The 13,772-nt window shown below is 64.3% G+C and carries 20 protein-coding genes; all 20 read right to left on the reverse strand.

Annotated features, from left to right (window positions below; translation table 11 throughout):
• Positions 1 to 14 precede the first annotated feature (14 nt).
• Positions 15 to 2,669: a phage tail tape measure protein gene (locus A3CW_RS0128555; protein ID WP_028206604.1), complete on the reverse strand. Its 2,655-nt coding sequence runs from the start codon at positions 2,667 to 2,669 to the stop codon at positions 15 to 17.
• Positions 2,670 to 2,675: 6 nt separating this feature from the next.
• Positions 2,676 to 2,792 (reverse strand): GpE family phage tail protein, encoded by a 117-nt coding sequence (locus A3CW_RS51320; RefSeq protein WP_028206605.1) that lies wholly within the window; start codon positions 2,790 to 2,792, stop codon positions 2,676 to 2,678.
• 32 nt (positions 2,793 to 2,824) lie between these two features.
• Positions 2,825 to 3,229: a phage tail assembly protein gene (locus A3CW_RS0128565; RefSeq protein WP_245623766.1), complete on the reverse strand. Its 405-nt coding sequence runs from the start codon at positions 3,227 to 3,229 to the stop codon at positions 2,825 to 2,827.
• A gap of 78 nt (positions 3,230 to 3,307) precedes the next feature.
• Positions 3,308 to 3,817, reverse strand: coding sequence for a phage major tail tube protein (locus A3CW_RS0128570; RefSeq protein ID WP_028206607.1), 510 nt, complete (start codon positions 3,815 to 3,817; stop codon positions 3,308 to 3,310).
• Positions 3,818 to 3,833: 16 nt separating this feature from the next.
• Complete coding sequence (locus tag A3CW_RS0128575) at positions 3,834 to 5,006, reverse strand: phage tail sheath protein (RefSeq protein ID WP_028206608.1); 1,173 nt, start codon at positions 5,004 to 5,006, stop codon at positions 3,834 to 3,836.
• Between the two features lie 58 nt (positions 5,007 to 5,064).
• The gene (locus A3CW_RS47905) at positions 5,065 to 5,904 is read right to left on the reverse strand and encodes a tail fiber assembly protein (protein ID WP_051481768.1); all 840 of its coding nucleotides are present in this window, start codon (positions 5,902 to 5,904) and stop codon (positions 5,065 to 5,067) included.
• A gap of 12 nt (positions 5,905 to 5,916) precedes the next feature.
• A complete protein-coding gene (locus A3CW_RS0128585) occupies positions 5,917 to 7,506 on the reverse strand; it encodes a tail fiber protein (protein WP_028206609.1) in 1,590 nt (529 codons plus the stop codon).
• Positions 7,507 to 7,508: 2 nt separating this feature from the next.
• A complete protein-coding gene (locus tag A3CW_RS0128590) occupies positions 7,509 to 8,051 on the reverse strand; it encodes a phage tail protein I (RefSeq protein WP_028206610.1) in 543 nt (180 codons plus the stop codon).
• Positions 8,044 to 8,958, reverse strand: a complete 915-nt coding sequence (locus tag A3CW_RS0128595) for a baseplate assembly protein (RefSeq protein WP_028206611.1) — start codon at positions 8,956 to 8,958, stop codon at positions 8,044 to 8,046. The genes A3CW_RS0128590 and A3CW_RS0128595 overlap by 8 nt, the downstream gene beginning before the upstream one ends.
• Positions 8,955 to 9,317 carry a GPW/gp25 family protein gene (locus A3CW_RS0128600; RefSeq protein ID WP_028206612.1) on the reverse strand — a complete coding sequence of 121 codons (363 nt, stop codon included), beginning with the start codon at positions 9,315 to 9,317 and terminating at the stop codon, positions 8,955 to 8,957. Before A3CW_RS0128600 ends, A3CW_RS0128595 begins: the two co-directional genes overlap by 4 nt.
• Positions 9,314 to 9,973 carry a phage baseplate assembly protein V gene (locus A3CW_RS0128605; RefSeq protein WP_028206613.1) on the reverse strand — a complete coding sequence of 220 codons (660 nt, stop codon included), beginning with the start codon at positions 9,971 to 9,973 and terminating at the stop codon, positions 9,314 to 9,316. The genes A3CW_RS0128600 and A3CW_RS0128605 overlap by 4 nt, the downstream gene beginning before the upstream one ends.
• 85 nt (positions 9,974 to 10,058) lie before the next feature.
• Positions 10,059 to 10,520, reverse strand: a complete 462-nt coding sequence (locus A3CW_RS0128610) for a phage virion morphogenesis protein (protein WP_028206614.1) — start codon at positions 10,518 to 10,520, stop codon at positions 10,059 to 10,061.
• The gene (locus A3CW_RS0128615) at positions 10,508 to 10,957 is read right to left on the reverse strand and encodes a phage tail protein (RefSeq protein WP_028206615.1); all 450 of its coding nucleotides are present in this window, start codon (positions 10,955 to 10,957) and stop codon (positions 10,508 to 10,510) included. Before A3CW_RS0128615 ends, A3CW_RS0128610 begins: the two co-directional genes overlap by 13 nt.
• On the reverse strand, positions 10,950 to 11,186 hold the full coding sequence (lysC, locus tag A3CW_RS53990) for an Rz1-like lysis system protein LysC (RefSeq protein ID WP_245623767.1): 237 nt from the start codon (positions 11,184 to 11,186) through the stop codon (positions 10,950 to 10,952). The genes A3CW_RS0128615 and lysC overlap by 8 nt, the downstream gene beginning before the upstream one ends.
• Positions 11,074 to 11,511, reverse strand: coding sequence for an Rz-like lysis system protein LysB (gene lysB, locus A3CW_RS0128620; RefSeq protein WP_028206616.1), 438 nt, complete (start codon positions 11,509 to 11,511; stop codon positions 11,074 to 11,076). The genes lysC and lysB overlap by 113 nt, the downstream gene beginning before the upstream one ends.
• The gene (locus A3CW_RS0128625) at positions 11,508 to 12,329 is read right to left on the reverse strand and encodes an N-acetylmuramidase domain-containing protein (protein ID WP_028206617.1); all 822 of its coding nucleotides are present in this window, start codon (positions 12,327 to 12,329) and stop codon (positions 11,508 to 11,510) included. The genes lysB and A3CW_RS0128625 overlap by 4 nt, the downstream gene beginning before the upstream one ends.
• Before the next feature lies 1 nt (position 12,330).
• A complete protein-coding gene (locus A3CW_RS0128630; RefSeq protein WP_028206618.1) occupies positions 12,331 to 12,597 on the reverse strand; it encodes a phage holin family protein in 267 nt (88 codons plus the stop codon).
• A gap of 3 nt (positions 12,598 to 12,600) precedes the next feature.
• Positions 12,601 to 12,942 carry a putative holin gene (locus A3CW_RS0128635; RefSeq protein WP_028206619.1) on the reverse strand — a complete coding sequence of 114 codons (342 nt, stop codon included), beginning with the start codon at positions 12,940 to 12,942 and terminating at the stop codon, positions 12,601 to 12,603.
• Positions 12,943 to 12,957: 15 nt separating this feature from the next.
• Positions 12,958 to 13,164 (reverse strand): tail protein X, encoded by a 207-nt coding sequence (locus A3CW_RS0128640; protein ID WP_028206620.1) that lies wholly within the window; start codon positions 13,162 to 13,164, stop codon positions 12,958 to 12,960.
• Positions 13,164 to 13,655 (reverse strand): head completion/stabilization protein, encoded by a 492-nt coding sequence (locus A3CW_RS0128645; RefSeq protein WP_028206621.1) that lies wholly within the window; start codon positions 13,653 to 13,655, stop codon positions 13,164 to 13,166. Before A3CW_RS0128645 ends, A3CW_RS0128640 begins: the two co-directional genes overlap by 1 nt.
• Between the last annotated feature and the right edge of the window lie 117 nt (positions 13,656 to 13,772).

Raw genomic sequence — 13,772 nt, forward strand, 5'->3', positions numbered from 1 at the left:
TTCGATATCTCCAATTAATCCGACAGGCGCGAGCTTGCGCGCGAGGCCTTCTTGCGCTCGATTTGCTCGATCGCCTGGCGTACCTGATTCGCGATCTCCTTCGGGTCCGAACCGGTGATATGGAAAATGTATTGATCGCCGCCGGCTGCCGATGCCACGCCGGCCGCAATTCCGGCCGCCTGAGGGGCTTGCAGGGCCGGTCGGGTGTCAATGGCTACGCCGGGGCCGCCGGCGGCCTGTGCGGCCCCTGTGCCGCCGAACGAGGTCGCCGCGAGCGTCGCGAGGCCGATCGCGGCTTTCGCGATACGCCCTTGCTCGGCTTCCATGCCGATCGCCGCGCCCTGGGTGATGAATCCGCCCAGCTCGCCGAACACGCGCGACGGGCTATGAATGCCGAGCTTTTCCTTGAACCATGTGACGGTATTGCTCGCGACGTTGGTGATCGCGTCTTTCACGGTTCCGAGGCCGCTCGTGATGCCGTTGACGAGGCCTGAAATCAGGTTCGAGCCGAAACTCGAAAACGTCGCCGGCATGTCGACGCCGAACCATCGCAGCACGCCCGCGAAAGCCTGATAGAACAGGCCGAGCGGGGACCAGTTGACGATAAGCGCGCCGATGCCCGAGAGGCCGCCGGCGAACGCATGTTGAATGTCGCCCCACAGGCCAGCGAAAAAGGCCTTGATCGGCTCCCAGTAGCGATAGATCAGATACGCGCCGACTGCGATCGCCGTGATCGCGAGGCCGATCGGATTCGTCAGCATCGCGCGGCCGGCGAACATGATGCCGCGCCCGAGGAACCGCCACGCGCCCGCCTGCATGGCGAGCACGCGCGAAAGGATGCCGCCTTGCATGCCGAGCGCCGTCATGCTGAATTTGACGAGCGCGAGCGGGCCGAGCACGCCGGCTAGCGCGATCGTGAACATACCGCCGCCGACGAGCATCGCGGCGAGCGCGGCGAGCGTCACGAGCACGACGCGCGCGGCCGTGCTGTGATCCTTCATGAAACCCGTGACGCTATCGAGCAGACCAGCCGTGAGCGACAGGCCGGCGTTATAGATCGGCGAAACCTTTTGGCCAATTTCGAGCTTGAGGTCGCGGATCTTTGCGAGCGCTTCGAGTTCGCGGCCTTGCGTCATCTGGCTCGCCTTCTCGGCCCCTTCGTCGATGCCGTCAGCGCCGGCGTTGAGCCGTTCGTTTTTGTGGATTTGATCGCGCTGCATGTACATCGTCGTGAACAGGTTTGCAGCGGTGCGATTGGTGAAAATCGTTGCGATCGTGTCCTTGATCTTGTTCGGGTCGGTGACGCCCTTCGCGGCGAGCTGCGGAAGCAATACCTTTTCCATCCATTCGAGCGGCGAGTTTTTCAGGATGTCGCTACCCTTGAGCGCGCCCGTCTTGAAGTGGTTTACCTGCCCCATCTTGTTGTACTCAACGCCGTCTTTCGAGATGAGGCCGAGGCCTACCAGCTCGCGCGCGGCCTTTACGGTCGTCTTGCCCTGGTAGACGTTGTTATAGGCCGACATAAGGCCCGTGCCGACAGCATGCCCGCCCATTTCCTGAATAAGCGGCTCCATCTGGTAGAAAAATGCGTCCTTGCGCATCTGTTTCGCCGCGACGCCGCCGGTTTGAATGAACTGCATCCATTGATCGCCGCCGACACGGCCGCCGGTCGCGGTAATCACCTTTTGCACCATGTTCGCTTCGTCCTTAAACGTCGCTTCGTCCTTGGTGCCGCCGCGCAGCTCGATCACCTTGAGCATGTTCATAAACTTCTCTTCGTTCGCGTGCCCGTCCTCCGCGCCGAACAATGCTTCGTTGGTGAATTTCATTTTCGCGAGCGTCGGCATCACCATTTGCGCATGGTGCTCGTCGGCGAAAATCGTCAGCGAGTCGCGCATGAGCGTTAGGTTATCCGTCGTGCTCGTGCCCATTTGCTTCATTGCCTTCGCGTACTTCACGGCGTCGGCCGTCGCGTGATCGCCCAGGCCGAGCGCCTTGATGCGCACGGCTTCGCTTTCGAAGGCCTTCGATTGATCGAGCGTTTCGGACAGGTCGCCAATGATGTGCGAGCCGGCCGCCTTCGCGGCATAGCCGGCGACGGCCATATTCGCCGCGGTGCCTTGCAGTCGGCCCATTTTCGCGCGCGCGGCGGCCATCGCCTTTTCGCGCTGCGTGAGCTGTTCGAGCTTCGACACTTGCCCGTCAATGGTGCCGCTCGTCGCGGCGATGCTCGCGCGCAGCTCGCGTTCATGCTGCGCGAGATTGCGCGTGCTGATACCAGCGCCGCCGAGCTGCATGCGCAGCTCGTTAAGGTTCACAGTTTGCGCACGGTGCGCGGTCGCGAGCTTCGCCGTCGCGCTTTTCGCCTTCTCAAAGTCGGCGATCATTTGACGGCTCGGCGGGCCGGATGCGCGCAGGCCGTTTGCAAGCGCCTTGACGTGCGCATTTGCGTCGGTCAATTCGCGCTTGGTGCGCGCGAGGCCGGAGGCCATTTCGCGGAACCCGGTAACGTCCTTGTGCGCCTTCTGGAGTCGCGTGAGTTCGTCGCGCGAATCCTTGAGCGACTTCGCGAGGCCCTTGTTTCCCGCCATGATGTTCTTTAGGGGCTTCGTCGCGCCGTCGATCATGTCGAACAGCACGCGCAATTTGAGGTCGCTACCGTTTGCCATCGTGTTCTATTCCGTTCCGCTTCGTGCTCGCGCGCGCTCGCGCCATTCGGCCAATTCCACGAGGGTGAAGTCGTGCATATCGCGAGGCGTCCAGCCCGTGAAAACCGTCGCGATATCGGCCATCGCTTCTTCGACCCTATCGGGTATGCCGTGCTCTACTGAGCACGCTTCGGCAGCAAAAAACCGGCGAACACAACCCCCAATTGCACGAGGTCGGCCGGGTCGAGCTGCTGCACGTCGAATTCGGTGAGCGTCGGCGACGAGATGCGCGGCAGTACCTTGCCGAGCGCGTCAACATCGAGATTCACGAGCGCGTTAAGCGACGTGCCGCGCAGCTCGCCGGCGGCCGGCTTGCGCAGCGTGATTTCGCCGATCGACTGCCCGCCGTTGCGCTCGATCGGGTAGTCGAGCGTGACCGTGTTCGGCTTCGGTTGCGTCGCCGGCGCGATGCTGTGCGAGTGGCCGGGGCCGGTGATGCCGTGCGAGTGGCCGGGGTCGGTAATGCCGTGCGAGTGGCCGGCGTCGTTGATGTGGTGCGAGTGCATGGCGTGTTCGGTCATTTCGTTCTCTGTTGTGTTTTGGTGGTGTGCGTGCCCGGTACGTCGACCAGGCACGCGGGGCAGGGCAGCGCCGGCCGGTTACAGGCCGATCGCGTTGCGCAGCTCGGAAAGCAGGTCCGCGCCGTTGACCTTCTCGATCATGTTGATGAGGTCGATTTCGACGAGCGTTTCGCCATTGACGGACAGCTTGTAATAGCTGCACGAGGTCGAAACCTTGAACGAGGTATCGTCGCCGGGTTTCGCGCTTCCGAAGTCGAGTTCCTTGTGACGGCCGCGCACGACGATTTCAACGGCGTCGGGCTTCGCCGTGTCCTCGGCGCGGTATGCGCCGGCAAAGCGCAGTTGCACGCCGTCGTGCGTGGTGATGCCGTATTGCGCGATAACCGAACGCATGAGGCCGCCGCATGTCCATTCGAGCGCGATCGCCTCTTGCCCTTGATCGATATCGATCGGGCCATTCATGCCGCCGCCCCGATACGCTTCCATTTTTCGCGTGAGCTTCGGGGGCGTGACTTCGGCAACCTGGCCGACGAAATTCTCGCCGTTGTGAAAGAGGTTGAACGCCTTGAGCTTTTTCGGCAGTGCCATGTTCTATTGCTCCTGGTTAGGCCGAGATGCGCGAGGCGAAATCGGCGAGGTAACGGTCGGTGATGCGCTGGCGCAGCATCAGGTTTTCGATCGGCGGCACGGGCGTGTAGTCGTAGTCGATCGCGAGCTTGCCGGCCTTGAGCGAGTCTTTGTCGTTCGCACTTTCGTCGAACCACGCTTCGCCGCCGATGAGGTAGCCGTTGCGGATCAGCTCGCGGAATTTCGCATTGATGCTCTCGATCATGTCGCGCACGAGCGACGGGTGTAGATCCTTGTCGACGTACAGCATGTGCGCCTCGGCCATCGTGTCGGCGAGCACTTGCGCGGTGCGCGTGTAGTTCTCGAACGCGAACAGCGGATCGTCCGAGCAGGTTCGCGACCCCCAAAAACGGTAACCTTTCGAGTTGATGAGCGTCGTCACCTGTTGCTCGTTCAGGTAGCCCGCATCGGTCGCCGGGTCTTGCAAGTCCCAGAAAACATCGCGGCTGATACCCGTGACGCCGTTGACGCCGACATTCGAGAGCGTCTTGTGCCAGCCGGTTTCCTCGTCGATCTTGGCGCGCAGGCCGAGCGCGATCGCCGTCGCGTCAACGGTGTCGTATGCGTTCGTGCTCGTGTTCCAGCCCACGAAATCCGGCCACAGGACCATCATTTCGCGTTGGCTGAATTGCTTGCGATACGTGGTCGCCGCTTCCTTCGTTTCGCAGCCATTCGCCGACACATAGGCGAACCCGCGCAGCTTTTGCGCGAGCGTGCCGAATGCAGTCGCGACGGGTTGCGTGTCGAGGCCAGGCGCGCCGAGAATGCGCGGTTTGACGCCGAGGCGCGATTGCGCGGCGAGCAGTGCTTGCATGCCGGTAAAACGGCCGCTCGTGTCGGTCTTGCCGATCACGTTGCTCGTCGTCGCCGCGTCGTCGCTACCTTCTGCGACGCGCACGACGATCGTGACGGGCTTCGTTTGCGCCGAGATAGCGTCGAGCGCGCGCGCGAGCGTGCCCTTGTCGCCGGCCTTGCCGAGTGCCGCTTGTACGTTCGTCACGAGCACGGGCGTATCGAGCGGAAACATATCCTTGTCGGCATCGAGGCCGGTCGCCACGAGGCCGACAACGGCCGTGGATACGGTTTTAATCGGGCGCGTGCCTTCGTTGATCTCTAGAACGCGTACGCCGTGGTGGTAGTCAGTTGCCATGTGCAATCCTCGTTAGGGGCAGTGAAAGGGCGGGGTGCAGCTCGCGACGCTTGCGGCGTTACGCGGGATCGGCCGGCGAGGCCTCGGGCGTTTCAGGGGTCGCCGGCTCGGGGAACGGTTGCGGGTCGATCGGCCAATGGACGACGGGCAGCGGGTCGCGCTCGAGAACGGCCGGCAGCTTGCTCGCGTATTCACTCCATACGCGGTATTCGTAGGATTCGCGCGGGGGCAGCGTGCCGGCCGCATAGGCCTCGGCCTTGCCGTCCGTGTATGACTTCGCCTTTGCCATGCGTGCTTCGAATTCGGCCATCACGGGGGCCGTTGCGACTTCGAACGAAATCGGATCGGCCGGCCACGTCACAACATCGGGGAACCCGTCGCGCTGGATCGCGCGCACAAGGTCGAGCTGATACGTCGACCAGGCGCGAAAGTAATAGGCCTCCTCTTGCGTGAGCAGGCCCGCCGCGAGCGCGTCGGATTTGCCGGCGTTCATGTCGCGGGCGCGCGCCATGCGCTTTTCAAACTCCGCCATCGCGGCCGATCGCACGTTCGCGGCGACGACAGCCGGATCAAGCGTCCATGCGCCGTTAGCCCAGGTGTATTCGGTCGAGGGGCGCGGCGTGTCGGTCAAACCTGCATCGGCCGGCGTCGTGCCGGCAATGATGATTTCGGCCGGCTCGCCGTTGTCCTGCCGATAGAGCATCCGGCCGCGCCAGTCGGGCAGCAGCTTCCATGCGCCGTTGAGGTAGAACGGCCATTCGAGCGGGCCGCGTGCCGGCAGCTCGTCGGTCGTGCTGAATGCGGGCACGAGCCAGCGGCCGAGGTTGAGCGGGTCGGAGTCGGCCAGGTGGCTCGAAAGGTATTGGCCGGTCTGGGAGTCGTAGTTGTGAATAAGCATGGTTTCAGGCCTTTAGAAAGCGCGGATCATTGCGAGCAGAGCGACGTTTCGCGGCCTTGCTTCGTTGCCGCCGTCCGCGTTGACGGTGATTGCGTGCGAGTGGTTGCCGGCCCCGCCGACGCCGATGTTGTGGCCGTGGGTGCCGTCGCCGTTGAGCCAGATGCCGACTCCGGCGCCGTAGGTCGCGAACGCATTGCCGCCCACGCCGAGGCGGGTGTTACCCCCGCCGGAAAATTCGCCGGTGCCGTTGCCGAGGTACGGACTACGGCCGCTTGATGAAATGTCGATCGCCGGGTGTGAGTGGCCCGGATCGTTGACGCCGTGGCCGTGCCAGCCCTGGGCGTCCGTCCATGCGCTGTGCGCGTGGTCGCCGACCCCGCTCGCGCTCGCGCCGTGGGCGTGACTGGCGTTCTGTCCGGCCTGCCACGAGCCAATGGCTCGGTTGGCATCAGTGCCGCGCCCATCGTCCAGACAGCGCAGGAATTCGCCGCGCAGCTCGGGGATTCGAAATGTCGTCGTGCCGTTGCCCGTCGAGAAGCAGCCGAAATTGTTCGCCGACCATTGCGCCTCGGTGACGATCGCGCCGCTCGCCTGTGCATACGCCCACAGTGCCGGATAGTCGACGCGGTTGAGCAGCGCGCCGTTTAGCTTGAGAAAGCCAGCTCGTGCGATGGTGCGCGCCTCAAAAACGATTTGGCCGACGAGCGCGCTAGTCACGGCCGCGAGAACCCATTCGGTTGTCGCGACTTTCTTCGAGCTATCCGACGCCGGCGGGGTCAGCGCCGTTATCAGGCCGCCCACGTCGAGCGCGCCACGAAAGCCGGCGTTACCCGTGCGCGTGTCGAACCAGTGCGAAAACTCGGCTTTCGGCACGCTCATGCCGTCGATGCTCGGGCCGAACCCGATGCCGAACCACGAGCGCAACGCGACGTTGTTGATCGTGTTCGATGCGTTGTCGCCGTTGCCGGGGCCGAGCGTGGCAGAACCGCCGCCGGGGGCCGCCGCGAGGCGGAAAGCATCGGTCGTGCTCACGCGGCCGGTGAAGTCCGCGCCGGCGAGGTCGGCTTTCGTATCGAGCCGCGGCTTGAGCGTTGCGGGCGTCACGGCTTTCGCAGCGTCCGCGCCGGCGTTGACTTCGGCTTGCGTCGCGAGCTGGATCACGCCTTGACGTTGCACCGTCGCCGGCGGATTCGTGAAAGACGCGTCGCCGAAAACGAGCTGCGCGGCGTCGATCGTCGCGAACTGCATATCGGCCGACAGCAACAGCAGCGCGTCGGGCGACTTTTCCATGATCGGCGTCGCCTGCCCGTAGGCAGCGACGAGCACGCCGTTTTCGAGGTACAGGCCGAACCCGTACAGCGTGAATTGATCGGCCGTGTCGTCTTTTAACGTCACATGGATCGTGTCGGCCGCGACGTTCTCGCCGGCGAAAGTCTTGATGCGTTTGCGCTCGCCGGGCAGCGCCTTCATTGCCTTGTCAGCTGCGAAAGGAACGGTCGCGAGGCCGATTTCGACAACCTTGTGCGCGGTCGTGCCGTCATTGCCTTGAGCGACGAGCGCAGCACGGCCAATGTCGGTAACGGTGATGAGGGTTCCGGCCATATTCAGGTATCCGAGAAAGAAAGACGGCGATACAAAGCGGGCCGCACGGCCGCCGCGACGCGCTGCACGGTTTGCATCGCAAAGCCCTGTGTAAAGGTGTAATGCGCCCGCACGGGCTTCGTGCGGTCGATTTCCGCGATGATGTCGGCGACAAACTCGGCAGTCGGTGCCTGCCCGTTGCGCGAGCTAACCGTGAGCACGACGTCGAACGTCCCAGGCTTGCCGCGTGGCGTTTGCTCGAACCACTCGCGCAGCGCGATGTTTGCGCCGAACGCGGCGACAACCTGCCGAACGGCCGCCGCCGTGCCGTTCTTGCGCGCGATCGGGATCGCCGCCTTTACGCGGGCGCGCTTCGTTTGCTCGGGCCAGTAGTCTTTCCACGCGTCGACGCCGAGGTGCCACGCAAGCCACGGCAGCAGCGGCAGCGGGATCGCGTCAGGGTCCATCAGCACGGCGATCGGCGTCGGAATGTCACTGATTCGCGCGCCGACGCGCGCAAGGTTGCGCTCGGCCGTCGACGAGTTCGGGGCGAGAAGGTCACTCATTGTTGTAAATGCCTCCATCGATCAGCTCGATCGCCGTGCAATAGGCCGCTTCCAGCTTCGACACGGGTATGTCGTCGGACGGCTCGGTGAGGATCACCTTTTGCACGCCGGCAGGGCGCGCAGCGGCATAAATGCCGTCTTTCGTGATTTCCATTCCGAGCTTGTGCATTTCGTCGGCGTAGGCCTTGACGCGCTTGTTTGCCTCGGCGAGTGCGACAGTGCGATCGGGGCCGGCGAAGAAAATGAGCGTCGCGCGGATCGCGTATTGCTTGATCGTCGCGCTACGTGTCGTTACGAGGTCCGTGAGCGGGCGCTTGTCGTCGGCCGACAATGCGACGTCAACCTTGTCGAGCAAGTCTTGCGGGGCCGTGCCGTCGCCGAGGCGGGACAGAACCGTAACGACAACTTCGCACGGTGCGGGGCTAACCGCAGAGGCATCGAGCACGCGGCCGTCAGCATTGCGGGCGAGCGAGATATACGCCCCTTCGGGGCCGGCGACGGAAAACCCTTGCGGCGCGAGCTGCGTGCGGGCGCGCAGGTCGGTATCGTTCTCATATACCGCGTCGATATCGTTGGCCGGGTCGGCTTCGACGATTGTTTGCCGCTCGATTTCGAAAAACGCGGCGAGGTGTTCGAGGTCCGTGCCGCGCGCATAGGCCAGCATGACGGCGCGCGCTGCATCGTTGACGCGTTGGCGCAAAACGACTTCGCGATAGGCGTTTTCCTGCAAATGGATATTCATCGGCTCGGATTCGAGCGCGAGCGCCGCCGCTACTTCGGCCTGTTGATCGGCCGGGTAGCGCGCCACGAGTTCCGCCTTGCGCTCGGCGAGCAGCTTTTCATAGTCGATCGTTTCGACGATATCCGGCGACGGCAGGCGCGACAGGTCGATCGGGGTCGCGCTCATGCTGCACCCCCGTTCGTGAGCTGCACGCGCGTCGATATCGGGTCGCCCGTTTCCGTAGTCCAGCCTTCGAGGTCGACGTATTGAACGCCCTGGCCGACTTCGTTCGCCTCGGTCGCGAGCTGCACGCGCGTCAGACGCAAGCGCGGCTCCCATCGCATGAGCGCCGTCGCGGTCGCGGCGTACAGGCGCACGCGCGTCGTGTCATTGTTCGGCGCGTCGATCAGGTCGGGCAGCTCGGAACCAAAATCACGGCGCTTGATGCGCGAGCCGAGCGGCGTCGTCAGAATCTTCGTGATCGACTGGCAAAGGTGGGCGAGGCCGGTCGTCGCGCGGCCGGTCGTTGCGTGCATTCCTCTCATTTGATCGGCTCACTCGTCGGGGCGTTTGCGCCCTGTGCTTGGTGCTTGTGTCCAGACGTGCTCACGCCGTTCGCAACCACGTCTTTCGTGAATTCGGCTCCGCCGTCGATCTTCATCGTCGAGCCGCCGGCCCCGCCCTTGCCGGTCATGCCGGATTCGAACGCGAACGCGCCTTTAACCAGCATTGCGCCGGTTACGGTGGTCTGTTTCGCGTCGATCGTCATTTCCTCGGCTTCGACGGTCGCGGTTTTGGTCTGCACGTTGACCGCGCCCGGTGCCACGATCAGCACGGTCGCGCCGGCGGGCAGGTTGGCGGTGAGAGAGTGGGCGGCCATGTCGTATTCGACGAGCGCGCCGTCGCGGTACTTGCGGACATGCTTCGCCGGGTCGGTGCTCGGCGGGGGGAAATCTTCGGAATAGAACCCGCGCAGTGCGACGGCTTGCGTCGGGTCGCCGCCCGGGCAGAGCAGCATGACCCCTTCGCCGATCGAGGGCGCGAGCCACTCGATCGACTCGCCGGCGAAAGGGCTGAACCATTGAATCCAGTCGGTGGATAAATCGCCGCTTTCCACACGGCATAGCGCGCCGTCGACGGCCGCGACCGTCCCTTTGCGGATACCGTTCAAAAATTGGCGTGAGGATTCGTTTGCGTTCATGGCCTCCATGTTGCCGAGCACGCACGCGCGAGTCATCACGCGGCGTTTGTTAGCGTGTCGGGTACAAACTTCGGGGGGCGAACGATTATTTTGTGAGGTGCTTGAGCACGAGGTCGCGGATCATTTCGCGATCGGCGTCGGAGAATCCGAGCAGCACGCGGGCCGGGTATTTGTACATCGGGCCGCCCTTCGCGACGCGATCGCTTTCGCCGTACTGGTGGATGCGTGCCACGCGCGCCACGCGGCCGGCGAACCCGATCACGAGGCCGGCCGCATCAGACTCGGCGCGCATGTAGCGGGCTTGCCGCAGCTTCGCGAACATCGCCGCGCGCTTGATGCGGCCGGCCTTGTCGCGCAGGTGCTTTTTCGGGCGTGGCTTGCGCTTGTCGTAGTCGGTGCCGTCCGGGTTGCGTTGCTGCGCGATGCGCGCGCGTTGACTGCGTTGCAGCTCGCGCGCAATCTCGCGCGTCACGGTGCGACGAGCAGCCGGCGCGAGCTGCGAGAGCAGCGCGCCGGCCCACGATTCGAGGGCGCTTAGTTCGTCCATCGCGACGGGTCGACGAGGCCTTGCACGTCCCACTCGGGCACGGGTTCGTCGACGTGCGTGATTTTCTGCGCGCCGGCGTCGTCAGTCGACACGAGCACGCTTTCGGTGAGCTTGAGCTTGATCGACAGGTCGACAGTCGTTTGCGTCAGTTGATCGGCTTCGAAAGAAATGCCGGCGCGGCGCAGCTCGTCGTTTGTGAGCAGGTCGGATTGATTCACGCGAACCCATTGCAGCAGCGCGGCGAACACGATATCGCCGTCGCCGGCGAAGTCGAGCAGCATCACATTCAGCGTATAGGCGTAGTCGAACGAGGTCGATTGAGCGCCGGTCGCGATGATGTTGCCGGCGTCGATAAACACGAGCAGCTTGTCGGGATCGGTCGCGAGCGCGGGCACGGCAGCCGTGAGCGCGCGGCGCAGGCTGTTCGCCTTATTCATGGCCGGCCTCGTCGGGCAGGGGCAGGCCTTGCGCCTGGCACGTCGCGATCATGTCGACGCGGGCCGCGCATTCGCCCCATGCGGCCTCGGTCGCGTCGAGCGCGCGGCGCAGCTCGTCATTCGTGCGCGGGGCCGTCGCCGGCAGCGTGCAGCGCGTGACGGGCGCGCATTGTAGAAAGGTATTCGTCGGCTCCGGTGATCGCGGGGCGCTTGTACAGGCGCACAACATCGTCAGGCAAAGCGCCGTCAGCCCATGCGCGCAGCGTGTCGTTTTCATGCTTCAAGGCCTCAAAGTCGGATTCGTATTGCGACAGCTCGGCCGCGATGCGTTGGCGCTTCGTTTCGAGCTGGGCGAGGTCGCGGGCGTTGTCGCGCGCCTTGTTCTGTAGGTCGGCGATCGTCGCGTCGCGCCGGCCGACCGTTTCTTGCGCCGTGCGCGCGGCGTCCTTCGCGTCGACCAGCTCGGCGCGCAAGGCCTTCACATAGAACCAGCCGGCGACGAGCGCGAGCACGACGAGCGCGATCGCGCCGAGGCGCGCGGCGATCGCCTTCATGCCGCGGCCTTCATCGGGCCGGCCGGCGTCGCCATGTCCGCATATCGCTCATACGCGCGGGCGAGCTTCACGTCGTACAGGTTGCGCGCGTAATCCGGGCCGTTGTAGCCCTTGGAGAACGCCGCCCACTTCCTACCCTTCAGCGCGGAAAGCAAGGCGGTATCGGCCGCGATAAAGCGCACGAACGCGTCGAGGTGATCGCCTTCGCTGCGCTGCATGCGCGCGACGAAATCGGCGACGTTCGAATATTCCAGGGCTTGCCAGTGGTAGCCCATGATTTGAAACGCGCCCCAGCTCGCCGACTCGTGCGCGGCGTCGGCGTCGATGCGCGCGGCGATCGCAAGTCGCGTGTATTCGGCCGCCTTGCCCATGTATCCGCCGGCAGTGGGCGAAACGATGTTCGGATACTTCGCGGCGAGCGCGTCAACATCAAAGCCGCGCGCCTTGAGCCGTTTGTAAAACACATGGCGCTCGAACAGGATCACGGGCCGGCCGTCGGGCAGAAAACCTTCGCCGCGTGATTCGACTTCGTTGACGGCGCGGATCGCGGCGATGGGCACGCCGAGCGTGTGGGCCGCTTTCGCGAGGTCAGCGTCGGTCAGGTGTTCCGACATGGCGAAGCCGGCAAGCAGAGCAGCCAACGTCTTGTTGCCGACAACGCCGTCGATTACGAGGCCGCACGCCTTCTGGAATGCCATGACCGCAGATTCGGTCGCATGGTCAAACACGTGCGTTTCCGGGGTCGGAAAGTCCGCGCGAGTGAGGCGTCTTTGCAGCAGTGCCACTTCGTCGCCTGTGTCGCCTTTTCTCAGGATCATGTCATGCACTCCGCAACAGGCGCGCAACGTTGCCACGCGCGCCAAAAATGAAAACAGCGAAAAGAACGGCGCGAGCCGCTTCGAAATGGTCGACCGTGTTCGCATGCACGGCCAGCTCGATCGCCGAGCCGCCGAGCACGACGAGCAGCAGCCACGCGACCCATGAAACGTGTTGACGGTGCCGCGCGCCGTCGCGGCGATAGGCAAGGATGCGCAGCGCGGCGACGCTGTACGCGACCAGTGCGATCAGTGCGAGGGGGTTGTGCATGGGTCAGCCCTTTCGAAACAGCGACAACAGATCGAAAGATTTAATGCGCTCGATCAGTTGCACGGTCACGGTAATCGCCAGCGCGGCAGCGAAGAAAGCGGCGACGCCGGTGCTAGTGATCGGCGTATGGCTCACAACATCAGGCGCGGCGAGGTAGCCGGCAATCAGCGAAATCACGAGATACGCGAAGCGCTTGCCGATCGACAGGTCTTTCGACGTGACGACGACGAGCGCCGCGCCCGTGAAAGCGCCAATCAGTGCATTGCCGTCGATGCCGGGAAACAGGCTTGCAAAGCCAATGCCGGCCGAGGCAGCGGCGATAGCGGTGGTGCTAGGTTCGGCCATATTGGCGACTCCGGGTTAGTCGAAAAGGTTGACGAGCTGGACGGTTGATTGATCGTTCGGCGCGTCGGGCAGGTCGACCGCGAGCCCGAGCGGCAGCACGGGGCCGTAATCGGCGAGGCCGGCGTTTAGCTCTAACGTCGCTTCGACGACGCTTTTCGTGCGGCCGAGGTAGCGGAAACATAGGGCGTCGACCGTATCGCCCTGTTGTGCATAGACGCGCATCAGATGAGCTCGATCGTTGTGCGCGCGACGCCGCGCATGTCGTTGATTGCCTGCCGTGCGTTGCGTCGATCGGCGTCGATCGTCGTTTCGACTTCGGCCGCGTCGGCCGCGCCGGATTTCGTACTATCGAAGTCGCGATATTTTTCGGTGAGGTCCGCGCGCGCGAGGAAATAGACCGCGCGCCGGTAACGGGCGAGCTGCACGCTTTCGCCGCCGATTTCGTCGGCCGGCAGCTCGGCGAGCGAGGCGACGCCGGTCGCTTCGAGCGGCGCGCGCCACGCTTGCAGCTCGCGATTTACTTCGTCGATCGCGGCGATCGCGGCATCGCGCAGGCGTGCGGTCGTCACGGTTCCGACGAGGCGCACGGCTTCGCGCATGTGCGCGAGGTCGATAGAGGGAAACCAGGCGACGTTAGCGACGATCAGCTCGCCGGCCGGCGGGGCCGTTTCAGGCGTGAGGGTCGGGGCTTCGATCGCGTTGAATGTCGTCATGGTTTCAGCTCGGAAAAGGTGGGCGGTGGGCCGGCGTCGGATCGCGTTTCCGTCAGGTGTTGCGATCGTCAGCCGGCGCCGCCCAGGCCGGGGAGGGCTCTTTACGTGCGGCCGGCG

It is taken from the genome of Paraburkholderia nodosa DSM 21604 (assembly GCF_000519185.1).
Lineage (GTDB): Bacteria > Pseudomonadota > Gammaproteobacteria > Burkholderiales > Burkholderiaceae > Paraburkholderia > Paraburkholderia nodosa.